The sequence below is a fragment of the Paraburkholderia sp. J67 genome, from assembly GCF_905220265.1.
Taxonomy (GTDB): Bacteria; Pseudomonadota; Gammaproteobacteria; order Burkholderiales; family Burkholderiaceae; genus Paraburkholderia.
On the sequence record NZ_CAJMZK010000019.1, the window covers coordinates 69,370 to 93,248 of the forward strand.

At 65.6% G+C, this 23,879-nt stretch carries 17 protein-coding genes, 2 pseudogenes and 1 riboswitch; of the genes and pseudogenes, 5 read left to right on the forward strand and 14 right to left on the reverse strand.

What is annotated here, in order from left to right; genetic code table 11:
- Positions 1–28: 28 nt before the first annotated feature.
- From U5782_RS27950 to U5782_RS27995, 10 genes are all read right to left on the reverse strand, one after another.
- On the reverse strand, positions 29–301 hold the full coding sequence (locus U5782_RS27950) for a lipid asymmetry maintenance protein MlaB (protein ID WP_322047127.1): 273 nt from the start codon (positions 299–301) through the stop codon (positions 29–31).
- The gene (locus U5782_RS27955) at positions 298–930 is read right to left on the reverse strand and encodes an ABC transporter substrate-binding protein (RefSeq protein WP_322047128.1); all 633 of its coding nucleotides are present in this window, start codon (positions 928–930) and stop codon (positions 298–300) included. Before U5782_RS27955 ends, U5782_RS27950 begins: the two co-directional genes overlap by 4 nt.
- 201 nt (positions 931–1,131) lie before the next feature.
- Positions 1,132–2,136 (reverse strand): VacJ family lipoprotein, encoded by a 1,005-nt coding sequence (locus U5782_RS27960; protein ID WP_322047129.1) that lies wholly within the window; start codon positions 2,134–2,136, stop codon positions 1,132–1,134.
- Between the two features lie 10 nt (positions 2,137–2,146).
- On the reverse strand, positions 2,147–2,728 hold the full coding sequence (mlaD, locus tag U5782_RS27965; RefSeq protein WP_322047130.1) for an outer membrane lipid asymmetry maintenance protein MlaD: 582 nt from the start codon (positions 2,726–2,728) through the stop codon (positions 2,147–2,149).
- Between the two features lie 93 nt (positions 2,729–2,821).
- A complete protein-coding gene (gene mlaE / locus U5782_RS27970) occupies positions 2,822–3,598 on the reverse strand; it encodes a lipid asymmetry maintenance ABC transporter permease subunit MlaE (RefSeq protein ID WP_322047131.1) in 777 nt (258 codons plus the stop codon).
- Entirely contained in the window at positions 3,595–4,416 is an 822-nt protein-coding gene (locus U5782_RS27975; protein ID WP_415914419.1) for an ABC transporter ATP-binding protein, read from the reverse strand. Before U5782_RS27975 ends, mlaE begins: the two co-directional genes overlap by 4 nt.
- A 180-nt stretch (positions 4,417–4,596) precedes the next feature.
- Positions 4,597–5,709 (reverse strand): thiamine phosphate synthase, encoded by a 1,113-nt coding sequence (thiE, locus tag U5782_RS27980; RefSeq protein ID WP_322047133.1) that lies wholly within the window; start codon positions 5,707–5,709, stop codon positions 4,597–4,599.
- A complete protein-coding gene (locus U5782_RS27985; RefSeq protein ID WP_322047134.1) occupies positions 5,709–6,521 on the reverse strand; it encodes a thiazole synthase in 813 nt (270 codons plus the stop codon). Before U5782_RS27985 ends, thiE begins: the two co-directional genes overlap by 1 nt.
- A 53-nt stretch (positions 6,522–6,574) precedes the next feature.
- Positions 6,575–6,772 (reverse strand): sulfur carrier protein ThiS, encoded by a 198-nt coding sequence (gene thiS, locus U5782_RS27990; protein WP_322047135.1) that lies wholly within the window; start codon positions 6,770–6,772, stop codon positions 6,575–6,577.
- Positions 6,773–6,863: 91 nt separating this feature from the next.
- Complete coding sequence (locus tag U5782_RS27995) at positions 6,864–8,051, reverse strand: FAD-dependent oxidoreductase (RefSeq protein WP_322047136.1); 1,188 nt, start codon at positions 8,049–8,051, stop codon at positions 6,864–6,866.
- A 192-nt stretch (positions 8,052–8,243) separates the two neighbouring features.
- Positions 8,244–8,357, reverse strand: a riboswitch (TPP riboswitch).
- Between the two features lie 280 nt (positions 8,358–8,637).
- Here U5782_RS27995 and U5782_RS28000 point away from each other — a divergent pair.
- From U5782_RS28000 to U5782_RS28015, 4 genes and pseudogenes are all read left to right on the forward strand, one after another.
- The gene (locus U5782_RS28000) at positions 8,638–10,395 is read left to right on the forward strand and encodes an ABC transporter ATP-binding protein/permease (protein WP_322047137.1); all 1,758 of its coding nucleotides are present in this window, start codon (positions 8,638–8,640) and stop codon (positions 10,393–10,395) included.
- A pseudogene (locus tag U5782_RS28005) lies at positions 10,392–11,171 on the forward strand (SDR family NAD(P)-dependent oxidoreductase). Before U5782_RS28000 ends, U5782_RS28005 begins: the two are co-directional and overlap by 4 nt.
- 250 nt (positions 11,172–11,421) lie before the next feature.
- Positions 11,422–12,726, forward strand: a complete 1,305-nt coding sequence (locus U5782_RS28010; protein WP_322047138.1) for an MFS transporter — start codon at positions 11,422–11,424, stop codon at positions 12,724–12,726.
- A 46-nt stretch (positions 12,727–12,772) separates the two neighbouring features.
- Positions 12,773–14,128, forward strand: a complete 1,356-nt coding sequence (locus tag U5782_RS28015) for a D-amino acid dehydrogenase (protein WP_322047139.1) — start codon at positions 12,773–12,775, stop codon at positions 14,126–14,128.
- Between the two features lie 30 nt (positions 14,129–14,158).
- Here the strand turns inward: U5782_RS28015 and thpR are convergent, their stop codons facing one another.
- The 4 genes and pseudogenes from thpR to U5782_RS28035 all read right to left on the reverse strand — a co-directional run.
- Complete coding sequence (thpR, locus tag U5782_RS28020; protein WP_322047140.1) at positions 14,159–14,740, reverse strand: RNA 2',3'-cyclic phosphodiesterase; 582 nt, start codon at positions 14,738–14,740, stop codon at positions 14,159–14,161.
- A 175-nt stretch (positions 14,741–14,915) separates the two neighbouring features.
- Complete coding sequence (locus U5782_RS28025) at positions 14,916–16,382, reverse strand: glutamate synthase subunit beta (protein WP_322047141.1); 1,467 nt, start codon at positions 16,380–16,382, stop codon at positions 14,916–14,918.
- 104 nt (positions 16,383–16,486) lie between these two features.
- On the reverse strand, positions 16,487–21,187 hold the full coding sequence (locus U5782_RS28030; protein ID WP_322047142.1) for a glutamate synthase-related protein: 4,701 nt from the start codon (positions 21,185–21,187) through the stop codon (positions 16,487–16,489).
- Between the two features lie 675 nt (positions 21,188–21,862).
- Positions 21,863–22,552: pseudogene (locus U5782_RS28035) on the reverse strand (transposase); the annotation flags it as partial.
- Positions 22,553–22,740: 188 nt separating this feature from the next.
- Here U5782_RS28035 and U5782_RS28040 point away from each other — a divergent pair.
- Entirely contained in the window at positions 22,741–23,466 is a 726-nt protein-coding gene (locus U5782_RS28040) for an OmpW/AlkL family protein (RefSeq protein ID WP_322047143.1), read from the forward strand.
- The last annotated feature ends 413 nt before the right edge of the window (positions 23,467–23,879 follow it).

Consider the following 23,879-nt stretch of genomic DNA (forward strand, 5'->3'; position numbering starts at 1 on the left):
GGGCTGCGCGCCGCAAGACCGGCGCGCGTCAATGTCGCTCGTGCAAGAGCGTATCGACGCCGTAAGCGCGCGCGAGAGCCGCGAGCGCGGTGGGCAGATTGAGGACGCTGAGGGTGGCGCCGCGTTCGCGCGCGGCGCGCTGCCAGGCGATCAACACCGCGAGTGCCGACGAGTCGAAGTGCGTAAGCGGCGTGCAATCGACGGCGGTGGCGCCCGCCTTGATCTGCGCGAGGCCCGCCGAGAGCGCGGCGTTCGCGCTCTCGTGGGTCAGCGTGGCGCCGATGGCGAAGCGATCGCTCACGAAGCAGCCTTGCCCGAAGCGAGCTGCTGGTTACGCTGCGTCAGGAACGAGATCAGGCCTTGAACGCCGCCTTGCTGGATCTTTTCCTGGAACTGCTGCTGGTACGCCTGGATCAGCCATGCGCCGAGCACGTTGATGTCATACACGCGCCAGCCTTGCGGCGTCTTGTAGAGACGGTAGTCGAGCTCGATCGGCTGGCCGTTGTTCAGCACCGTCGAACGGACCACGACGTCGGTGTCGTCCGGGTTCGCGCGGAACGGCTTGTATTCGATCTGCTGGTCGCGGACCTGGGCGAGCGCGCCCGAGTACGTGCGGATCAGCAGCGTCTTGAACTGTTCGATGACCTGTTGCTGCTGGTCCGGCGTGGCGGTGCGCCAGTTGCGGCCCATCGCGAGTTGGGTGGTGCGGCGGAAGTCCGTGTACGGCAGGATCTTCTCGTTCACGAGTTGCGTGATCTTGCTGATGTCGCCGGACTGGATCGACTTGTCGCCCTTGATCTGGTCCATGACCTGCTGGGTGATGGTCTTGACCATCGCGTCAGGGTTGCTGGTGTCGACCGTTTGCGCGGACGCGGTGCCGGCAAACGCAAAGAACATGGCGAAAAGCGGAAACAGAAGGAATTTTTTCATATCGAGTCCTGCAAGATGGGGAGATACGCCCCGTTGGACGCCAACAATATCACGCGAGTTCTATCGCACTGAGTCAAGAAGTGCCAGGAAACTGCGACAAGCGTTTCGACTTGTTACGTCACATGTATGACCCAGGGATGGCAAGCGCCGCGCGTGAATGTACACGGCGGCGCAGCATCCGATGACGGGTTCAGCTCGCGCTCAATGCAGTTTCAGCATCCCCGGATAACCGATGCGCGCCGGCGGGATCATCTGATCGCCGGGGACGCTGGTCGCCGAAGCACCCGACGGCGCTTCCGCTCCGGAGGCCTGCACGGGCGCCGCGGCGCCAGCCGGTCCTTCGAGCGTGGCGGGCGCGCCATTCGGGTAAGCCGGCGGCATGCTGGCCGCGCTCGGCGTAGCCGCACGCGCAGTGCCCGATGCCGGCGCGGCCGCGCCCGCAGCACCGGCCGCACCGTCGTCGGGCTCGCCGTAGTTCGGCGGCGGCGCGCCATCGCCGTAATCGGGCAGATTCGACGACGTGTGGCCGTCCGAGAGCTGATAACGGCGGCGTTGCAGGTAGGTGTTACGCACGAACGAGTACTTGTCGATCGCCGCGCCTTCGAGCAGGTCGCTCGCGCCCAGCAGATTCGCGCGCGTGCTGACGACGTTCAGGCCGTAGAGACCCCACGACAACGCCGCCGGATCCACATAGGTCAGCGGGTTGATGAAGTAGTTACCCACGAGGCCCACGCCGTCACGCACCGTGCTCGGGCCGAACAGCGGCAGCACGAGATACGGACCCGCCGGCACGCCATAGTGGCCGAGCGTCAGGCCGAAGTCCTGGTTGTGCTTGGGCAGCTTCGCGAGCGTCGCCACGTCGAACAGGCCGCCCACACCGAAGACCGTGTTGATCACGATCCGCATGATGTCCTCGACACCATCGGTGATCTTCAACTGCATGAAGTTGTTGGCCGCGTTGTAGACGTCGCCGATGTTGGCGAAGAAGTTCGTCACGCTGTCTTGCACCGGCTTCGGCGTGATCTTCACGTAACCTTTCGCGACCGGCTTGAGCGCGTACTGATCCACCTTGTCATTGAAGGTGTAGATCGTACGGTTGAAGCCTTCCCACGGATCGTCCTTCGACGGCGTCTGCACCGTCGAGCATGCCGTCAGCGCGAGCGCCGCTACGCCGATCGTGATGGCGCGCATGCGTGTGGTGATCATTTTTTTCTCCTTATTGGGCAGCCGCGCCGGACCCGGCCGGCGCCGGTGCGGCGCTCTCGCCGCCTGCCGCCCCGTTCGCGGCCCCGTTGCCTGCGCTACTACCCGCGCTGCTGCCTGATTTCGAGGCGCCCGAATCGGCCGCCTTACTGTAGAGGAACTGACCGATCAGGTTCTCGAGCACGATCGCCGACTGCGTCATGGAGATCGTGTCGCCACCCTTGAGCATTTCCGTGTCGCCGCCCGGCTCCAGCCCGATGTACTGTTCGCCGAGCAGGCCCGCCGTCAGGATCTTCGCCGACGTGTCCTTCGGGAACTGGTACTGCTGGTCCAGATTGATCGTGACGAGCGCCTGATAGGTGTTGGAGTCGAAGCCGATCGACGTCACCCGGCCCACGGTCACGCCCGCGCTTTTCACAGCCGCGCGCGGCTTGAGCCCGCCGATGTTGTCGAATTTGAGCTTCACGGCGTAGGTCGGCTGAAACGAAAGCGAGCTCATATTGCCGGCCTTCAGCGCGAGAAACAGCAGCGCAACGAAGCCCAGCACCACGAACAGGCCGACCCAGAAGTCGAGAGCAGTCTTTTTCATCGTCATCCCAATGAGAATCCGTTGCGGCGGCGCCCGACCCGGGCGTCTGCCGCGTGGCCCGGACGCCGCACCGCGATGGGGGCGTCCCTGGCCGAAGCCTTAGCTGAACATCAGCGCAGTAAGCAGGAAGTCGAGGCCGAGCACCGCAAGCGATGCGTACACGACAGTCTTGGTGGTCGCGCGCGACACGCCTTCGGGCGTGGGCTTCGCTTCGTAACCTTGATACAGCGCGGTGAAGGTGACGGCGAACCCGAACACGATGCTCTTGATCACGCCGTTACCCACATCGGCCCAGACGTCGACGCCGCCCTGCATCTGCGACCAGAACGCGCCCGCGTCGACGCCGATCAGCAGCACACCCACGACATAGCCGCCCAGAATGCCGACCGCGCTGAAGATGGCCGCGAGAATCGGCATGGCGATCACGCCCGCCCACATGCGCGGCGCCACCACGATGCGCACGGGGTCGACCGCCATCATCTCCATGGCCGTCAGTTGCTCGCCCGCCTTCATCAGGCCGATTTCGGCCGTGAGCGACGTGCCCGCGCGGCCCGCGAACAGCAGCGCCGTGACCACGGGGCCAAGCTCGCGCACGAGCGACAGCGCCACCAGCAGCCCGAGCGCCTGCTCGGAACCGTAGCGGTTGAGCGTGTAGTAACCCTGCAGACCCAGCACGAAGCCGACGAACAGCCCCGACACCGCGATGATCAGCAGCGAATAATTACCGACGAAGTGGATCTGCTTCGTGACAAGACGCGGACGGCGCAACAGCGGGAAGAATTCCAGCACGAGGCGCACGAAGAAACGCGTGGCATGGCCCGCGCGCGAAATCGAGTCGAGCACCGAGCGGCCGACCGAGCTGATAGCGCCGATCATGAACGGCCTCCGCCAATGCCGAAGTCCGCGTCGAGCGGCACGTTCGTCGGATAGTGAAAGCGGAACGGGCCGTCCGGCGCGCCGTCGATGAACTGGCGCACGATCGGATCGGTCGAGGCGCGCAGCTCGGCAGGAGTACCCTGCGCCTGCACTTTGCCGTTCGCGACGAAATACACGTAGTCGGCAATGGCGAACGACTCCGGCACGTCGTGCGTGACGAGGATGGACGTCGCGCCGAGCGCGTCGTTCAACGTGCGGATGAGGTTCGCGGTAATGCCGAGTGAAATAGGGTCGAGACCTGCGAAGGGCTCGTCGTACATCATGAGTTCGGGGTCGAGTGCGATCGCGCGCGCCAGCGCCACGCGGCGCGCCATGCCGCCCGAGATCTCCGAAGGCGCGAGATCGCGCGCGCCACGCAGACCCACGGCGTTGAGCTTCATGAGCACGAGGTCGCGGATCAGCTCTTCGGGGAGATCGGTGTGTTCGCGCAGGGCAAAGGCGACGTTTTCGAACACGGACATATCCGTGAACAGCGCGCCGAACTGGAACAGCATGCCCATTTTGCGGCGCAGCGCGTAAAGGCCTTCGCGCGACTGCTTGCCGACGTCCTGGCCCTGAAACAGCACCTGGCCGCGCTGCGCGCGCACGAGGCCGCCGATCAGGCGCAGCACCGTGGTTTTGCCGCCGCCCGAGCCGCCCATGACCGCGACCACCTGACCGCGGCCAAAGCGCATGTTCAGTCCGGACAGGACGAGCCGATCGCTATAGCCGAAGTCGACGTCGCGCAGCTCCAGAAAGGTCTCAGAGGATGAGGGCACGTAAGCTGACAGGTCCATTTACACGAAGGCGGGATTATAGGGCCATCGTGGAATTGCTGCCTTGACGCGCCCAGTACCGCGGATACAGGCCGCGGGCGCCCGAAGCGCCCGTGCCTGCTCGCTCCCCGCCGCTTCGCGCCCCGATTTACCGGGAGCGCGACATGCTGCGAGGCCGGGCCATTATTGCGTAAACGCTTTGCGCAGCGCAGCAACGGCGGCAGCCGGGTCGGCCGCCTCGGTCACCGCGCGCACCACTGCGGCACTGCCCGCGCCAGTGGCGAGGACTTCCGGCAGCACTGCGCCGTCGATGCCGCCAATCGCGACCATCGGCACCACGCCGTCAAGCAGCTGCACATAGCGCGCGAGGCGCTTCATGCCCTGCGGCGCGGTCGGCATCGACTTGGTCGTGGTGGCGAACACCGCGCCGCAAGCGATATAGCTCGGGCGGAAGTGCAGCGCCGTGAGGATTTCGAAGAAGCCATGCGTCGACAACCCGAGGCGAACGCCCGAGGCCGCCAGCGCGTTCAGATCGGCTTCGCGCAGATCTTCCTGGCCGAGGTGCACGCCATATGCGCCCGCGGCCATCGCCGCCTGCCAGTGATCGTTGATGAAGAGCTGCGCGTCGTGCTTGCGGCCCGCCGCGACGCAGCGCTCGATCTCGCGCGTGAGTTCGGGAGATTCGGGCTGCTTGCTGCGCAACTGCACGGTCTTCACGCCGAAGTCGAGCACGCGCTCGACCCAGTCGGCCGTCGGCAGCACCGGATAGAGGCCGAGCTTCTGCGGGCAGGTCGCAAAAGGCCGCGCGGGCGCGTCGGGCAGGCCGAGCACGCGCGGGAAGCGCGCGATATCGACCGGCCAGGCGTCGTCCTTCTGTTCGTCGCCGTCGCGCCAGGCGAGCGCCAGCACGAGCGCGTCGTGCGGATCGAAGCCGCAGTCGAGGAAGGCCGCCAGCGCCGGGATCCAGTCCTCGGCCAGCGTGCCTTCGAGCGCATAGCGTTCGCCGCCCAGATGCAGCGTGACCTGCGCAGCAGCCGGATCATCGCTTTTCGCCTCGATCACGCCCGCGCCTTCGGTCATCCAGCGCGCGATGTCCGCCAGATGCGGCGCGGCGTCGGTCACGACGATGAGGTCGCCGCCATTGGGTGTATCAGGCGCCGTGAGGCACAGGCGCCACGGCGCGAGCGTCGCCGGCCAGTCGCCCAGCTTCGCGCGGATGCGCTCGGTGGTTTCGGTGAGTTCGTCGGCGGGCGGCCAGAACAGTTCGCGGTCCTTCAGTCGTAGCGTGTCGGTCATCACTTGCCTCCATCCTGGTGCCAGAACGGCATGCCGACCACCGGCGTGCTCGCCACAGCGGCTTCGCGCTCGGCCATCGGCCCGGCGAGATACGCGGTGCGGCCCGCCTCCACGCCCAGCGCGAACGCGCGCGCCATCGCCTCGGGATGCGTCGCCTGCGCCACGGCCGTATTGAGCAGCACGCCGTCGAAGCCCCACTCCATCACTTGCGCGGCGTGCGACGGCAGGCCGAGCCCCGCATCGACGATCAGCGGCACATCGGGCAGCCGTTCGCGCAGCACGCGCAGGCCATAGGGATTGATCACGCCCTTGCCGGTGCCGATGGGTGCGCCCCACGGCATCAGCGCTTCGCAGCCCGCGTCGAGCAGGCGGCGGCCGATCACGAGATCTTCTGTGCAGTACGGCAGCACCTTGAAGCCGTCCTTCACGAGGCGCGCGGCGGCTTCGATCAGGCCGACCGGGTCGGGCTGAAGCGTGTAGTCGTCGCCGATCAGTTCGAGCTTGATCCAGTCGGTGTCGAAGACTTCGCGCGCCATGTGGGCCGTGGTCACGGCTTCGTTGACTGTGAGGCAGCCCGCCGTGTTCGGCAGGAGCGGCACGCCGTGGCGCTTGAGCAGATCGAAGAAGCCGGCTTCGGCCGTGCCGTCGTTCATCTGGCGGCGCAGCGCAACGGTGATCATGCCGGGGCGCGCGGCTTCCATCGAATCGGACAGCGATTGCAGCGACGGATAGCGCGAGGTGCCAAGCAGCACGCGGCTCTGGAAGGTTTCGCCGTAGAGCGTGAGCGCGTCGGCGGTGGGTCGGTTGGTCATGGCGTGGAATCCTTGGCGGGTGGCGAGGGCGATGGTTCGGCGCGAGCCGGGGATCAGCCGCCGGCCACCGGGCTCACGACGTCGAGGCGGTCGCCCGCCGAAAGCGTGCGCGCACCATGCTGGCCGCGCGCGACGAAATCGCCATTCACGGCGACGGCGAACGGCGGACGCGCGCCGAAGGCGGTAAGCGCATCGGCGACGGTCGCGCCCTCGGGCAGCGTGAGCGGCTTTTGGTTGATCTGAATGTCCATGGCAAATCGTCTGACTTCGTGTGAATCGTGCGAGGCGCAAATCGCGCGCCCCGGTCTCTGTATTTCAGTGTTGGCGCCTCGAGGCGCTCGCTCAAACGCTCGCGTGAGTGCGCTGGGTTTCGCTTGCGTGCAGCATCGAAGGCCAGCGCGAATCGCCGCGCAGCGCCTCGAAAGTGTCGGCATCGGCAAGACGTCCCGCCAGCAGCGCTTCGGCCATGCGTACGGCTTCGTCGGCCACAGCGGGCGCGATCATGAAACCGTGGCGGTAGAGGCCATTCACGCGCAGCGTCGCGCCGCCGTCCCAGATGAGCGCGGGGCGATGGTCAGGCAACGTCGGGCGGCACTGCGAGTTGAGTTCGAGAATGCGCGCCTCGCCGAACGCCGGATGCACGGCGAAGGCCGCGCTCAGCAGTTCGAGCGCCGAGCGCACGCTCACGGGCGAACGGTCCTCGCCCTCGATTTCAGTGGCGCCGATCACGTAGAGATCGTTCTGCTTCGGCGCGATATAGAGCGGATAGCGCGGATGCAGCAGTCGCACCGGGCGCGTGAGGCCAATGCCCGGGGCGTGCACGCGCGCGACTTCGCCGCGGATGCCGCGCAATGCGGGCAGCGCGGGCTTCGCGCCCAAGCCCCGGCAATCAATCGTCACGCGCGCGGGCGGCAGGTTGGCGTCGTCCACGCTGGTGTGCCAGTGCGTTTCCACGCCGCGCTGCGCGAGGCCTGCGGCCAGCGCGGCCAGCGCCTGGCGGTTGTCGAGCTGACCTTCGCCGTCGAGCAACCAACCGCGCGCGAAGCGCCCGGCGAGCGCCGGCTCAGCGGCGTCGAGTTGCGCGCCCTGGAGCGTCGTGAAGTGCGCATCGGCGAGTTCGCGCGGCGCGTTGGCGCGCACACGGCGCTCGAAGAGCGGTGCTTCGGTGCGATCGGCGTGATGCCAGACCACAAGCGTGCCATTGCGCTGGAAGAAAACCGGCTCGGGCAACTCGGCCAGGATGCGCGGCCAGGTTTCGAGCGAGGCGACGCCCAGTTCGGTGATCAGCAATTCGGCGACGGCCGCTTCCGCGAGCGGCGCGAGCATGGCCGCGGCGACCCAGGCCGCCGCTTCCCCGCCCTCGGGGCCGCCACGCTCGTAGAGCGCCACGCGATGTCCCGCGCCGGCGAGCCGCCAGGCGACGAGACGCCCGCTCAGCCCGCCGCCGAGAACGGCGAAATCAGGCGGCGCGGACGTGCGAACGCCAGCAACTGGGGAATGATCGGAGTGCAAAGAAGAAGAGGCGGTCATCGTATCCTTTCCGTACGGCAACAAGCATGCGTACCCAAGGACGAAACCGGCTGGCAAGGCCGGCCGTGCAACCGATGCGACGCGCGAAACTGCCTGTGCGCGGCACGGAATGCCCGGCGGGAATCTGGACGCCCGAACAATGGAAAACGCGGTTCGCCTGAGCGACCCGCTTCGATTGATCGAAAGCGCCTGCAAGACTTTCCGGAAACTTCCCGCGCCGGTATTACCCGGATCGGGTGCGAAGGGTCTCTCTCAGCCTCACTGCGGCATGCCCGGCATACCGGTGAAGCACCCCTGTTTCGTCAACGGCCATTAGACCACAAAAGGCGCGCGCGCCGCAAACCGCGGGGGCGGGCGCACAATCACTGCTCTGGCACAATGCGCTGAGCCGGGGACAAGCTGCATGGCGGCGGCGGACAGTGGGAAAATGAGCCCCCGATCGCCGCGCGGGCGCAAATCCGATTAAGACTGGCTTAAGCGCTGCGCGACAGAATCGCAGCGCCAACATGCCACGGCGCACGCACTACGCCAGGTTTGGCGGGCATCGTCGACTCCGGCCGCGGGCCGGCACAACATCAGGACGCACATGACCAACCTCACTCCCCGCGCCACGCCCGATCAGGACGAGCATCACCGGATCACGGCCTGGAGCCTGATCAAGCCCTACTGGGTCTCCGAGGAACGCTGGATCGCCTGGGGCCTGCTCGTCGCGATCATCGTGATGAACCTGCTCGTCGTGTGGATCAACGTGCGGCTCAACAGCTGGAACGCGGACTTCTACAACGCCCTGCAGAACAAGGACGTCAAGCAGTTCCCGCATCTGCTGATGATCTTCACCGTGCTCGCGTTCGGCTTCATCATTCTCGCGGTGTACGGGCGCTACCTGCGCCAGATGCTCGGCTTTCGCTGGCGCCAGTGGCTCACCACACGCTTCCTGAGCGAGTGGCTCGGCCAGGGCGCGTTCTACCGCATCGAGCGCGACCGCCTCGCCGACAACCCCGACCAGCGTATCAGCGACGACCTGCAATCGTTCGCCACGACCACGCTCTCGCTCACGCTCGACCTGCTCTCCACGGTCGTCACGCTGGTCTCGTTCATCACGATCCTGTGGTCGCTCGCGGGCGCGCTCACCTTCGCGCTGGGCAGCACGCCCATCACGATTCCGGGCTACATGGTCTGGGCCGCTGCGCTCTATGCGGTGTTCGGCTCGCTCGTGATCCAGAAGGTCGGCCATCCGCTGGTGTCGATCAACTACCAGCAACAGAAGGTAGAAGCCGACTTCCGTTTCGGCCTGATCCGCCTGCGCGAAAACGCCGAGCAGATCGCGCTCTACGACGGCATGGACACCGAACGCGGCAATGCCCAGGGCCTGTTCGCGCACATCCGCGAGAACTGGTGGCGCGTGATGAAGTACACCAAGCGCCTCACCTTCGTGCTGAGCTTCTACGGCCAGATCGCCATCATTTTCCCGCTCGTGGTGGCCGCTCCCCGCTACTTCGCGGGCGCCTTCACCTTCGGCGTGCTGATGCAGATCTCGCAGGCCTTCGGCACCGTGAGCGATTCGTTCTCCTGGTTCATCAACAGTTACGCCACCCTCGTCGAATGGCGCGCCACCGTGAACCGTCTGCGCGAATTCGTGCGCGTGGTCCACTCGCCGCGCCTGAAGGAAAGCGTTTCGCCCGCCACGGAGCACGGCGGCATCAACCTGCATTACGTCGATGCAACTGAACTCTCCACCGAACATCTGAAGCTCTCGCTGCCGAATGGCAAACCGCTTTCGGAAGTGCGCGACGTCGCCATCAAGCCCGGCTCGCGCTGGCTCGTGCGCGGCCCGTCGGGCGCAGGCAAGAGCACGCTGATGCGCGCGCTCGCCGGCCTCTGGCCGTTCGGCGAAGGCTCGATCGACGCGCCCGTGGCCGCACGCATGATGTTCATCCCGCAGCAAAGCTATCTGCCGATCGGCACGCTCAAGGCGGCGCTCACTTACCCCTCGCCCGCCGCCGACTACAGCGACGAGGACTGCCGCGAAGCGCTGCGCGCCTGCCGTCTGGAAGAGTATGCCGACCGCCTGAACGAGTCGGCGCACTGGTCGCGCGTGCTCTCGCCGGGCGAGCAGCAACGGCTTGCGGGTGCGCGCGTGCTGCTGCACAAGCCGGACTATCTGTTCCTCGACGAAGCGACCAGCGCGCTCGACCCGGACAACGAAGGCCGTCTCTACAAGCTCTTCGTCGAACGCCTGCCCAAGGCGGCGATCGTGAGCGTCGCGCATCGCGAGTCGCTTGAGGCGTACCACCACGAAACGCTCGAAATCGAGCGCATGCCCGAAGAGCGGGTCGCGGCATGAGTGACGCGCGGCGCGTCGTGCTGATCACTGGCGCGGGCTCCGGCATCGGGGCCGCGCTGGCCCGCCGACTCGCCGCATCGGACGTTGCGTCATCGCTCGCGCTGATGCTGCACGCGCGTGGCACCGACGACGCTTCGCGCGAACGTCTCGCCGCCATCGCGCGCTAGTGCGAAACACACGGTGCGATCTGCGCGACGGCCTATGCGGATCTCGCCGAAGCGGGCGCCGCCGCGCATCTGGTCGACACCACGCTCGCGCACTTCGGCGCGCTCGATCAACTCGTCGCCAACGCGGGACATGCGCAGCGCCAGGCATTGGCGACACTCGAAGACGACGCACTCAGTGCTGCTTTTGCCGCCATGCCAGCCGCGTTCGCTTCTCTCGTGCGCACCGCCCGACCCGCGCTTGTCGATTCGGCGCGGGGCCGCGTGGTGGCGCTCAGCTCATTCGTCGCGCACCGCTATCGCGCCGATGCGCCTTTCGCGGCCACTGCCGCCGCCAAGGCCGCACTCGAATCGCTCGCCCGAACGGCCGCCGCCGAACTCGCGCCGCACGGCGTGACCGTGAACTGCGTCGCGCCGGGCTACACGCGCAAGGACGCTGGGCCGACAGCTGAAAACGCACCCGCATGGGCGCGCGCGGCCGAACTCACGCCGCTCGGCCGTGTGGCCGATCCCGCCGACATCGCCGAACTCATCGCCTTCCTGCTTTCCGACGCCGCACGTCACATCACGGGCCAGACGATCCACGTCGATGGCGGCCTGACGCTCGGCTAACACGCCGCTAAAGCGTAGCAGCACGCGCACTTTCATTCGCTCGCTACCGAATTTTCTGACGTGGGCCGCGCCCTGCGAGACGCCGCCCGACATCCCGCTTTCAAAGCCCCTCGCCTACGCGGCACATCGCACCGTAGAATAGGCGCCATCCTGCCGCCGGCACGCCGGACACCGCAGCAGATGCACAGCCGCCACCCGCCGCCCCACCCGGCCGTGGCACGCACAACAAACGAGGGGGAGACGACGCGCGATGGGCTCATTCCAATGGTTCAGTGAACTGAACGTACGCGAGCGCCGCACGCTGTACGCCGGCTTCGGCGGCTATGCGGTGGATGCGTTCGACTTCATGATCTACTCGTTCCTGATCCCATCGCTGATCGCCGCCTGGGGCATGACCAAGGGCGAAGCGGGCATGATCGCGACGAGTTCGCTGATCTCGTCGGCCGTCGGCGGCTGGCTCGCGGGCGTCCTGGCCGACCGCTACGGCCGCGTGCGCGTCTTGCAGTGGACCATCGCCACCTTCGCGCTTTTCACCTGTCTTTCCGGCTTTACGCACTCGTTCTGGCAGTTGCTCGTCACGCGCACCTTGCAGGGCATCGGCTTTGGCGGCGAATGGTCGGTCGTGACGATCATGATGGCCGAGACGATCCGCTCGCCGCAGCATCGGGCCAAGGCCGTGGGCACCGTGCAGAGCAGCTGGTCGTTCGGCTGGGCCGCCGCCGCGATCCTCTACTGGGCGTTCTTCGCGCTCCTGCCCGAAGACTACGCGTGGCGCGCGTGCTTCTGGATCGGCATCCTGCCCGCACTGTGGATTCTCTACGTTCGCCGCAATGTGAGCGACCCCGAGGTGTTCCTCGCGACGCGTGAGGCGCGCGAACGCGGCGAAACGCACGGCCACTTCCTGCAGATCTTCGCACCCGCGCATCTGAAGACGACGCTGCTGGGCAGCGCGCTGTGCACCGGCATGCTGGGCGGCTACTACGCCATCACCACCTGGCTGCCCACCTATCTCAAGACGGTGCGCCATCTGTCCGTGTTCAACACGAGCGGCTACCTGATCGTGCTGATCGTCGGCTCGTTCACGGGCTATATCGTGGGCGCGATCCTGTGCGACAAGATCGGGCGGCGCGCCTCGTTCATCCTGTTCGCGATCGGCTCGTTCGCGCTCGGCATGGCCTACACGATGCTGCCGATCACCGACACCGCGATGCTCATGCTCGGCTTCCCGCTCGGCATCGTCGTGCAGGGCATTTTCGCGGGCATCGGCGCCTATCTCTCCGAGCTTTACCCGAACGCGATCCGCGGCTCGGGTCAGGGCTTTTGCTACAACCTCGGGCGCGGTCTCGGCTCGTTCTTCCCGATTCTCGTCGGCACGCTCGCGCACACCACCACGCTCGTCAAGGCGATCGGTACGGTGGCCGGTGCGGGCTATCTGCTCGTGATTGTTTCCGCACTGTGCCTGCCCGAAACCAAAGGCAAGGTGCTGGAGCTTTCCCCCCATCCGGGCCACGCGAAAGCGAGCGCTCAACCTTCTGCGGATTCCACTGCACAATGAGCCTGAACGTGCTGCAATACCGTCCGTCCCCTACGCTACGACCGGCATGAAAACGATCGTCCTCGGCGCCGGTGTAATCGGCGTCGCCACTGCGTGGTATTTGAGCGAACGCGGCTGCGACGTCACGGTCATCGAGCGCGAGCCGGGCGTCGCGCTCGGCACGAGCTTCGGCAACGCGGGCGTGATCGCGCCCGGCTATGTCACGCCGTGGGCCGCCCCCGGCATGCCGGCCAAGCTCCTCAAGTACCTGCTCAAGCCCACCTCGCCGCTGATCTTCCGGCCCGCCCTCGATACGGCCCAATGGCGCTGGATCGCGCGCTGGCTGCGCGAATGCGACCTCGCGCGCTTTCGCGTCAACAAGCAGCGCATGCAGCGCATCGCGTACTACAGCCGCGCTTGCCTGCACGCGTTTCGTGCGCAGCATGCGTTCGAGTACGGGCGTAGCCAGGGCTATCTACAACTCTTTCGCAGCGACGCCGATCTCGAACTCGCCCAACCGGCGCTCGGCGTGCTGCGCGACGCGGGCATCGCGTATCGCGAGCTGGACGCCGCCGCCTGCGCACAGGTGGAGCCTGGTCTTGCGTGGTCGCGCATCAAGCCGCTGGCCGGCATCTATCTGCCCGACGACGAAGCCGGCGACTGCGCGCGCTTCACGCGCGAGTTGCGCGCCGTGTGCGAGAGCAACGGCGTGAAGTTCGTGTTCGATACCGAGGTGCTCGCGCTCGAAGCCGCGGGCGGCAAGGTGACCGGCGTACGCGTGCGGCCCGTGCCAGGGCGCGAAGCGCGCAACCGCCGCGAGCAGCGCCGCGCGCCCGCCGAAGTGCTGCGCCCCGCCGATTTGAGCGAGCCAGCGAGCAACCCCGCGCCACAAACCTTGAGCGCGGACGCCGTGGTGGTCGCGCTCGGTGTGGAGAGCGCAGCGCTGGTCGCGCCGCTCGGTGTGCGCGTGCCGCTTTATCCGGTGAAGGGGTATTCGGCCACGCTGCCCGTGGTCGATGAACAGAAGGCGCCACGCGCCGCACTCATGGACGAATCGCTCAAGACCGCGATCACCCGTTTCGGGCCGTATCTGCGCGTGGCGGGTACGGCGGAACTCGGCAACCATCGCACGACGCTGCGCGAGCAGGCCTTGCAGACGCTCATGAAGGTGCTCGACGACTGGTTCCCGCACGCCGCCACGCCTTCGTCGGCGCAGTTCTGGGTCGGGCGCCGGCCGATGGTGCCGGACGGTGCGCCGCTGCTGGGCGCGTCGGGTGTGGACGGCCTTTGGCTCAACGTCGGTCATGGCTCGACCGGCTGGGCGATGTCGATGGGCTCGGGCCGCGTGCTAGCCGATCTCGTCACGCAGCGTGCGCCGGAGATAGATCTCGATGGGCTGACGTTGACGCGATATCGGCGGTGAAATTCATGCGCCGAGGCTAGACCCGGCGCGCTAAACCGGCATGCTCGCGAGCGCCTGGTAGCGCGCGCCCTGCTTCGCGAGCGTGCTCGAATACAGCACGAGCGAGGTGAACCGCAACGGCGGCAGTGCCGCGCCGTTGCTCGCAGGTGGCCCGCCGTGCGCGTCCCGCGCGAAGCGGGCGAGCGTCACATGCGGGCGAAACGCGCGTGCATCGAGCGACAAACCGACCTCCCCCATCGACGAACGCACCCGCCAGTCAAGCGCCGTGAACGCATCGGACATCGCCAGCACGGCCACCAGCAGGCGCGGTTGCGCATGGCCCGGCCAGCATTCGATCTTCGTCACCGACGCGGGCGGCAGCGGCGCAAGACCTTGCGCCATCGGTTCCGCGAGTCGCTGCACGAGCGCTTCGCCCTGCGCGAACGACATCGCACCGATGAACGCTACCGTGAGATGAAGTTGCGCGTAGGGCACGCGCCGCGCGTTGGGCGGCACATCGAGTGCGGCCAGCGCGTCGCGCGAGGGCGCATCGGGCGTAAGCGCGACGAAGCAGCGCTTCCACTCCTGCGCCTCGGCGGGGGGCTCACTACGGGTCTCGCGCGCTTCGGACATGATCGGCAGCCTCGCAGAGTCGAACAGTCGGGCAATCAGTCGGCCAATCGCGTCATGGTAACCCTGCCGTCAGACGTAAAAAAGCCGGGTCATCCTCACGGATGCCCGGCTTTTTCGCGTTGTGTCTCCTGCCGTCTCCCGCACGTTCTGTCGAAACCGACAGAACGCACCGGATTTAACGGGGCAGCTCCGTGCTGCCCATCAGGAACGCATCGACGGAGCGTGCGCATTGACGGCCCTCGCGGATCGCCCACACGACGAGCGACTGGCCACGGCGCATGTCGCCTGCCGTGAACACCTTGTCCACCGACGTGTAGTACGCCTTCTCGCCTTCGGTCGAAGCGCGCACGTTGCCGCGCGCATCCTTCTCGACGCCGAACGCTTCGAGCACCGGCGACACCGGCTGCGTGAAGCCCATCGCGAGCAGCACCAGATCGGCCTTCATTTCGAATTCCGAATCCGGCACTTCGACCATCTTGCCGTCCTTCCACTCGACGCGCGCGGCGATCAGCTTCTCGACCTTGCCGTTCTTGCCTTCGAGGCGCTTGGTCGCGACCGCCCAGTCACGCGAGCAGCCTTCCTCGTGCGAGGACGACGTGCGCAGCTTGACCGGCCAGTACGGCCACACGAGCGGCTTGTTCTCGGCTTCCGGCGGTTGCGGCAACAGTTCGAACTGCGTCACGTTCTTCGCGCCGTGACGGTTCGACGTGCCCACGCAGTCAGAACCCGTATCGCCGCCGCCGATCACGACGACATGCTTGCCCTTCGCGAGCAGCTGGTTCGGCAGCTTGTCGCCGGCGTTGACCTTGTTCTGCTGCGGCAGGAAGTCCATCGCGTAGTACACGCCTTCGAGCTCGCGACCCGGCACCGGCAGATCGCGCGGCGTTTCCGAACCACCCGCGATCACCACGGCGTCGAACTGTTCCTTCAGCTCGTCCGGCGAAATGGTTTCCTTCGCCGTGTTGCCGATGTAAGCCGGCAGTTCGCCCTTGCCGATGAAGACATTGGTGCGGAACGTCACGCCTTCGGCTTCCATCTGGCGCATGCGGCGGTCGATCAGCCACTTTTCCAGCTTGAAGTCGGGGATGCCATAACGCAGCAGGCCGCCGACGCGATCGTTCTTCTCGAACACGGTCACGTCGTGACCGGCGCGCGCGAGTTGCTGCGCCGTAGCCAGACCCGCCGGGCCCGAACCGACGACGGCGACCTTCTTGCCGGTCTTGTGCTTCGCGACTTGCGGCGCGACCCAGCCTTCGGCCCAGGCCTTGTCGATGATCGCGTGCTCGATCGACTTGATGCCGACCGGGTCGTTGTTGATGCCGAGCGTACACGCTGCTTCGCAGGGTGCCGGGCAGATGCGGCCCGTGAACTCGGGGAAGTTGTTGGTCGAGTGCAGGACTTCGATCGCGTTCTTCCAGTCTTGATGGAAAACGAGGTCGTTGAAGTCCGGAATGATGTTGTTGACCGGGCAGCCGTTGTTGCAGAACGGGATGCCGCAGTCCATGCAGCGTGCGCCCTGGACTTTCGCGTCGGCGTCGGAGAGTGCCGCGACGAATTCCTTGTAGTGCTTCACGCGCGTGAGCGGTGCTTCGTACGCCTCATGCTGGCGCTCGAACTCGAGAAAACCGGTTGCCTTACCCATTTGGTTCTCGTCTATCTAATCTATTCGGTGAGGGGGACCGCGCCCGCCGCTGCGTTTTCAAGTCGCGCAGCGGGCGCTTCGTCATGGAGTCGTCGTCGCGTGAATCAGGCGGCCAGGCTTTCCTGGCTGGCCTTCTTCGCGCCAATCTCGCCCAGTGCGCGCTTGTATTCCGTCGGGAACACCTTCACGAACTGGCGGCGCGACGCATCCCAGTTTTCCAGCAGCGCCTTCGCACGCGGCGAGCCGGTGAACTGGAAGTGACGCTCGATGAGACCCTTGAGCAGCGCTTCGTCGGTCTGGCCCGCGTGCCACAGCGCGCGGTCCACGGTGCGTTCCTGTTCGGCCTGTTGCAGCACCGGGTCGAGCGCGACCATCGAGCGGTTGCACTTGCCGGCGAACGAACCGTCCGGATCGTAGACGTAGGCGATACCACCCGACATACCGGCCGCGAAGTTACGACCCGTCTCGCCGAGCACCACCACCGTGCCGCCCGTCATGTATTCGCAGCCGTGGTCGCCCGTGCCTTCGACGATCGCCGTCGCGCCCGAGTTACGCACCGCGAAACGCTCGCCCGCCACGCCGCGCAGGAAGGCTTCGCCTTCGAGTGCGCCGTACATCACCGTGTTGCCGCAGATGATGTTTTCTTCGGACTTGCCGCGGAAGTCGTTGGTCGGACGGATGATGATGCGGCCACCCGACAGGCCCTTGCCGACGTAGTCGTTACCGTCGCCCACCAGATCCAGCGTGATGCCGCGTGCGAGGAACGCGCCGAAGCTCTGACCCGCCGTACCCTTCAACTGGATATGGATCGAGTCTTCCGGCAGACCGTCGTGGCCATACTTCTTCGCGACCATGCCCGAGAGCATTGCGCCAACCGTACGGTTCACGTTGCGCACCGGCTGGATGAACGAGACGTGCTCGCCCTTGTCCAGCGCGGCCTTGGCCTTCTCGATCAGGGTGTGATCGAGCGCCTTGTCCAGACCGTGGTCTTGCGTATCGACGTGCTTGCGTGCGACGTCTTCGCCCACCGACGGTTGATAGAACACGCGCGAGAAGTCCAGACCCTTCGCCTTCCAGTGTTCCACGCCACGGCGCGTGTCGAGCAGGTCCGCGCGGCCGACCAGATCGTCGAACTTGCGGATACCCAGATTCGCCATGATTTCGCGCACTTCTTCAGCGATGAAGAAGAAGAAGTTGACGACGTGCTCGGGCTGACCCGAGAACTTCGCGCGCAGCACCGGATCTTGCGTCGCGACGCCGACCGGGCAGGTGTTCAGGTGGCACTTGCGCATCATGATGCAGCCCTGGACGACGAGCGGCGCCGTCGCAAAGCCGAATTCGTCCGCGCCGAGCAGCGCGCCGATCACCACGTCGCGGCCCGTCTTCATCTGACCGTCGGCCTGCACGCGGATACGGCCGCGCAGCTGGTTCAGCACCAGCGTTTGCTGCGTTTCCGCCAGACCGAGTTCCCACGGCGTGCCAGCGTGCTTGAGCGACGAGAGCGGCGACGCGCCCGTGCCGCCGTCGTGACCGGCGATCACGACGTGGTCGGCCTTCGCCTTCGCCACACCCGCTGCCACCGTGCCCACGCCCACTTCCGAAACCAGCTTCACCGAGATCGACGAGACCGGGTTCACGTTCTTCAGATCGTGAATCAGCTGTGCCAGATCTTCGATCGAGTAGATGTCGTGGTGCGGCGGCGGCGAGATGAGACCCACGCCCGGCACCGAGTAACGCAGCTTGCCGATGTATTCCGACACCTTGTGGCCCGGCAGCTGACCGCCTTCGCCAGGCTTGGCGCCCTGCGCCATCTTGATCTGGATCTGGTCGGCCGACGACAGGTACTCCGCCGACACGCCGAAGCGGCCCGACGCCACCTGCTTGATCTTCGAGCGCAGCGAGTCGCCATCCTTGAGCGGGATGTCCTTGATGACTTCGTCGCCGATGATCGAACGCATCGTGTCGCCGTTCTTGATCGGAATGCCGCGCAGCTCGTTGCGGTAACGCTTCTCGTCTTCGCCGCCTTCACCCGTGTTCGACTTGCCGCCGATGCGGTTCATCGCAACGGCGAGCGTGGCGTGCGCTTCGGTCGAAATCGAGCCGAGCGACATCGCGCCAGTCGCGAAGCGCTTGACGATTTCCTTGGCCGGCTCGACGTCGTCGATCGAGATCGCGCGCGCCGGGTCGATACGGAATTCGAACAGACCGCGGAAGGTCATGTGACGCTTCGTCTGATCGTTGATCAGGTGCGCGTATTCCTTGTACGTCTGGTACGAGTTGCTGCGCGCCGAGTGCTGAAGCTTGGCGATCGCGTCCGGCGTCCACATGTGGTCTTCGCCGCGCACGCGGAACGCGTACTCGCCGCCCGCGTCGAGCATGTTAGCGAGCACAGGGTTGTCGCCGAATGCATCGTGGTGCGAACGAATCGCTTCTTCCGCCACTTCGAACAGGCCAATGCCGCCGACCTTCGAGGCCGTGCCCTTGAAGTACTTGTTGACCAGCTCGTCGGCGAGGCCGACTGCTTCGAAGATCTGCGCGCCCGTGTACGACATGTACGTCGAGATGCCCATCTTCGACATCACCTTGAGCAGGCCCTTGCCCACTGCCTTGGTGAAGTTGTAGACGGCCTTGTCCGCCGACAGATCGCCCTTCAGGCCCTGCGCCATCTGCGCGAGCGTTTCCATCGCGAGGTACGGGTGCACGGCTTCCGCGCCGAAACCCGCGAGCAACGCGAAGTGGTGCGTTTCACGCGCCGAACCCGTTTCCACGACGAGACCCGTGCTCGTGCGCAGGCCGTGTTCGACCAGGTGCGAGTGGATCGCCGAAGTGGCGAGCAGGGCGGGAATCGCGACGTTGTCGCGGTCCGCGCGGCGGTCCGACACGATCAGGATGTTGTAGCCCGACTTGACCGCATCGACGGCTTCCGCGCACAGCGACGCGAGACGCGCTTCGATGCCTTCCTTGCCCCAGGCCACCGGATAGCAGATGTTCAGCTCGTAGCTGCTGAACTTGCCGCCCGTGTACTGCTCGATCGCGCGGATCTTCGCGATGTCCTTGAAGTCGAGCACCGGCTGCGACACTTCGAGACGCATCGGCGGGTTGATGTTGTTGGTGTCGAGCAGGTTCGGCTTCGGGCCGATGAACGACACGAGCGACATCACCATGTTTTCACGGATCGGGTCGATCGGCGGGTTGGTGACCTGCGCGAACAGCTGCTTGAAGTAGTTGTAGAGCGTCTTGTTCTTGTTGGACATGACCGCCAGCGGCGAGTCGTTGCCCATCGAACCGACGGCCTCTTCACCCGACATCGCCATCGGCGCCATCAGGAACTTCAGGTCTTCCTGCGTGTAGCCGAACGCCTGCTGACGGTCGAGCAGCACGGCGGCTTCGGCGCGCGCGGTCGCGACGTCTTCCGCCTTCGGCTCGATCTCGTCGAGCTTGATGCGCACGGCGTCGATCCAGCTCTTGTACGGCTTGGCGTTGGCGAGGTTGTCCTTGAGTTCCTTGTCGTCGATGATGCGGCCGTGTTCCATGTCGATCAGGAACATCTTGCCCGGCTGCAGGCGCCACTTCTTGACGATCTTCGACTCGGGGATGGGCAGCGTGCCCGCTTCCGACGCCATGATGACGAGGTCGTCATCCGTGACGATGTAGCGCGCCGGACGCAGACCGTTACGGTCGAGCGTCGCGCCGATCTGGCGGCCGTCCGTGAAGGCGATCGCGGCGGGGCCGTCCCACGGCTCCATCATCGCTGCGTGGTATTCGTAGAACGCCTTGCGGTTCTCGTCCATCAGCGTGTGCTGTTCCCACGCTTCCGGGATCATCATCATGACCGCGTGGACGAGCGGATAACCCGCCATCACCAGCAGTTCGAGGCAGTTGTCGAACGATGCGGTGTCCGACTGGCCCGGGTAGATCAGCGGCCACAGCTTCGGCAGGTCGTCGCCGAGCACGTGCGAGGCGATCGCGCCGGTACGGGCGTTCAGCCAGTTCACGTTGCCCTTCACGGTGTTGATTTCACCGTTGTGGGCGATCATGCGGTACGGGTGAGCCAGCTCCCATGCCGGGAACGTGTTGGTCGAGAAGCGCTGGTGCACGAGCGCCAGCGCCGACACGACGCGCTCGTCCTGCAGGTCGCGGTAGTACACGCCGACCTGGCCCGCCAGCAGCAGACCCTTGTAGACGACCGTGCGCGCCGACATCGACGGCACGAAGTATTCCTTGCCGTGCTTGAGCTTGAGCGCCTGGATGCGGTGGCTCGCGGTCTTGCGGATCACATACAGCTTGCGCTCCAGCGCGTCCGTGACCATCACGTCCTTGCCGCGACCGATGAAGATCTGGCGGATCAGCGGCTCACTCGCCTTCACGGTGGGCGAGATCGGCATGGCGTGGTCGACCGGCACATCGCGCCAGCCCAGCACGACCTGGCCTTCTGCGCGCACCGTGCGCTCGAGTTCCTGCTCGCATGCGAGACGCGATGCGTGTTCCTTCGGCAGGAAGATGATGCCGACGCCGTACTCGCCGAACGGCGGCAGCGTCACGCCCTGCTTGGCCATCTCTTCGCGGTAGAACGCGTCCGGAATCTGGATCAGGATGCCCGCGCCGTCGCCCATCAGCGGATCGGCGCCGACGGCGCCCCGGTGGTCGAGGTTTTCGAGAATCTTCAGACCTTGCTGAATGATTTCGTGGCTCTTCTTGCCCTTGATGTGGGCGACGAAGCCGACGCCGCAGGCGTCGTGTTCGTTTTGCGGGTCATACAGACCCTGCGCGGCGGGCACCGCGGCGCGCTGCAGGCGATCGTTCATGGGGACACCGTCCAAGAGGGGCCAGGGGATGGCCGTTGATTCCGTACTTTGTTTTCCCGCCGCTTGCGTGACCGCTGTACGGCGTTGCGCGGGCGATGCTGGCTTCCCGCGTTGTGCGTCCAGGAGAGCCGAAAGGCGAATATACGCGACGAATCAAGGGCATGCAAATAAAACTGCATGTTTAGACCCCAATTATCATCATGGTGCATTGCGTCGTATTTTTATTGGGGCCGTATCATAATTGGGCAAAAGAAAACGGCACCCGAAGATGCCGTTTGTTTTTTAAGTCGTTGATCCGTAACGGGATCAGTGTGTGCCAGTGCCTGGCTTGTGCTCCTGATGGGCCGTGGGCGAGCTGGGCGTGCTTCCCGGGCTCGAAGGCGACGAACCCGCAGAATGGCCGCTCGAACCACCCGGATTTGCCCCTGGCGTTGCGCCGCTACCACTACCGACCGGTGTACCGGCGTGGCCCGCCGCGTTCGAACCGGGTTGCGTGGCGGGAGCTGGCGATGAAAAGGGGCCAGAATGACTGCCGTGCGTTGCACCCTGCCCGCCCGCATTGCCGCCTGCCGCGACAGCGCCGGCACTGGCCGTCCCCGCACTCGCCGTGTGCGCCGCGCCGAGCGCAGCTGCACCGCCTGCCGCCGCAACCGGCGCCGCGGCCGCACCAGGCGCTTCGCGCACCTTGCGGGGCCGCCCACGCGGCAACGGCGAGACGCGCCGGTTCGCGGTGCGCGAAGCCCAGTCGCGGTAGGTATCGCTGCCGAGCACCCAGCCCTTGAGGGTGGCCTGCATCAGCTGATTGGTTTCGCGCTCGTCGAACGGCTGCTCGCAGAGTTCGCGATAGGCGCGCTGGCGCTCGAACGGCGTGTTGCCGAGCGCCCAGTAGAGCGGATGGTCGGTGATGAGGCTATCGACGGTGAGCCCGATGTGATGCCGGTAGCTCGACCATCGGTAATCCTCCGCCGCCGTGACGAGGTGGCTGCGCAGCGGCGCCAGCTCGACGACGCGGCTCGCCAGCAGAAAGAAGCGCTCGCCCTCGATCACGGTCGCGCGGTAGCGCCCTTCCCAGAGCGTGCCGCGACGCGCGTAACGTCGGTTGAAGTGCGCCACATAGCGCCTGCCGACCGCCTGCATCGCCTTGGGAAGGCTCGCTTCGTCGGATGGCGTGACGAGCAGTTGCACCGCGCCGGGCATCAAGACCCACGCATGAACCGCAAGATGGTGATCGCGCGCCGCTGCCTTCAGGCAGTCGATGAACAGTTCGTAGTCCTGGTCGTCGACGAATGCGGGCTGCTGATCCAGTCCGCGCAGAATCACATGCTGCGGCTGGTCGGGGACATAAAGACGTGCAAGCCGTGCCATGCTCGATTTTCCTGGTCCGTTGGTGATTACCCGCAGACCCGCCAAGGCCGCGCCAGCGCTTGTTCTCGCGGGCGTACGACTTAAGCGGAGACCTCGCGGCGCTTAGGGAAAAAGCTCTAACGGTCGCATATGGTTTGTTGCAAACGTTGTGTTCATAATGGGCGGGCCTTTAATGGAGGAGCACATATATGAAATTAAAACAGGCGCTGGCAGCGCTCGGCGCGCTCGCCTGCATGTCGGGGGCTCACGCGCAATCGGCCAACACGTTCTACGTTACAACGGGGTGGTTCCATTTCATGCCGCAAGACGGCAGCGATGCGCTCAAGATCGACAGCGTCGGCGGCAATCCCGTCAACCAGTCATTCCCGGGCACGGGTGCCGGCATCAGCAGCTCCGACACGTTCGGCTTCAGCCTCGGTTACTTCATCACCGACCACCTGGCCACCGAAGTCGAGCTGGGCATTCCCCCCAAGTTCGACCTGGACGGCGAAGGCTCGCTCAGTACCTACGGCAAGATTGGCACCGCCAAACTCTGGAGCCCTGCGCTTCTCTTCAAGTACTACTTCAACAAGCCTGAGGCGAAATTCCATCCGTACCTTGGCATCGGCGTAACGCATGTTTCGTTCTCCGACGCGAAGATCACCAGTAACGCCTTCCTCCAAAGTGCTGCTGTTGGGGGTCCGACCAGCGTTTCGACGGACAGTTCCTGGGCGCCGGTGTTCAACGTTGGTTTTAACTACAACTTTACGAAGCACTGGTTCGCGGGTTTCTCGCTTTCGTACATTCCGGTCAGCGTAATCGCAACGCTCAACACGCAGAAGCAGACGCAAGTGGGTGTGCTCGCGCAGAAGGCCGAAGCGAAGATTCACCTGAACCCGCTCGTCACGTACCTGAAGGTCGGTTACATGTTCTGAAGCGCCTCGCGCTTCGGGGCACGTCCACCGCCTTCCCCGGCCGCCTCCGCCCTGCCCTCGCGGCATCCGGCGGAGTGCGGCGTCTGCCGTCTCCCGCTCCACGTCCTCCTACCACCCTCCTACATCAGCACTGGTTGTTCCTGACAATCAGATCGGCTTTTCTTGATTCTATGCCTCTGGGAAAAACCGTGCTGTCCCCGTAATCATTTATCGCAAACAAAGCGCGTCGAAAAACCGCAAAAGGCCGCCACGCCGCCCGCAAAGCCCCGCCGGATGGACCTGTAGGCGTTTTCCCTTGCGCACCTTGGCGATCCGGGCACCCGATTTGCGCAATACTCGGACTCCTTCTCGAGCGTCCCGCCCTTTTTCGTGCGGACGCCGCGAGCCCCAGAACCTGAGATTGCCAAAACGGA

What these genes read in the sequence shown, in the direction of transcription:
- U5782_RS27955 (WP_322047128.1), bottom strand. Translation starts at nt 930, where the DNA reads ATGAAAAAATTCCTTCTGTTTCCGCTTTTCGCCATGTTCTTTGCGTTT.
- U5782_RS27960 (WP_322047129.1), bottom strand. Translation starts at nt 2,136, where the DNA reads ATGATCACCACACGCATGCGCGCCATCACGATCGGCGTAGCGGCGCTC.
- mlaD (WP_322047130.1), bottom strand. Translation starts at nt 2,728, where the DNA reads ATGACGATGAAAAAGACTGCTCTCGACTTCTGGGTCGGCCTGTTCGTG.
- mlaE (WP_322047131.1), bottom strand. Translation starts at nt 3,598, where the DNA reads ATGATCGGCGCTATCAGCTCGGTCGGCCGCTCGGTGCTCGACTCGATT.
- thiE (WP_322047133.1), bottom strand. Translation starts at nt 5,709, where the DNA reads ATGACCGACACGCTACGACTGAAGGACCGCGAACTGTTCTGGCCGCCC.
- U5782_RS27985 (WP_322047134.1), bottom strand. Translation starts at nt 6,521, where the DNA reads ATGACCAACCGACCCACCGCCGACGCGCTCACGCTCTACGGCGAAACC.
- thiS (WP_322047135.1), bottom strand. Translation starts at nt 6,772, where the DNA reads ATGGACATTCAGATCAACCAAAAGCCGCTCACGCTGCCCGAGGGCGCG.
- U5782_RS27995 (WP_322047136.1), bottom strand. Translation starts at nt 8,051, where the DNA reads ATGACCGCCTCTTCTTCTTTGCACTCCGATCATTCCCCAGTTGCTGGC.
- U5782_RS28000 (WP_322047137.1), top strand. Translation starts at nt 8,638, where the DNA reads ATGACCAACCTCACTCCCCGCGCCACGCCCGATCAGGACGAGCATCAC.
- U5782_RS28010 (WP_322047138.1), top strand. Translation starts at nt 11,422, where the DNA reads ATGGGCTCATTCCAATGGTTCAGTGAACTGAACGTACGCGAGCGCCGC.
- U5782_RS28015 (WP_322047139.1), top strand. Translation starts at nt 12,773, where the DNA reads ATGAAAACGATCGTCCTCGGCGCCGGTGTAATCGGCGTCGCCACTGCG.
- thpR (WP_322047140.1), bottom strand. Translation starts at nt 14,740, where the DNA reads ATGTCCGAAGCGCGCGAGACCCGTAGTGAGCCCCCCGCCGAGGCGCAG.
- U5782_RS28025 (WP_322047141.1), bottom strand. Translation starts at nt 16,382, where the DNA reads ATGGGTAAGGCAACCGGTTTTCTCGAGTTCGAGCGCCAGCATGAGGCG.
- U5782_RS28030 (WP_322047142.1), bottom strand. Translation starts at nt 21,187, where the DNA reads ATGAACGATCGCCTGCAGCGCGCCGCGGTGCCCGCCGCGCAGGGTCTG.
- U5782_RS28040 (WP_322047143.1), top strand. Translation starts at nt 22,741, where the DNA reads ATGAAATTAAAACAGGCGCTGGCAGCGCTCGGCGCGCTCGCCTGCATG.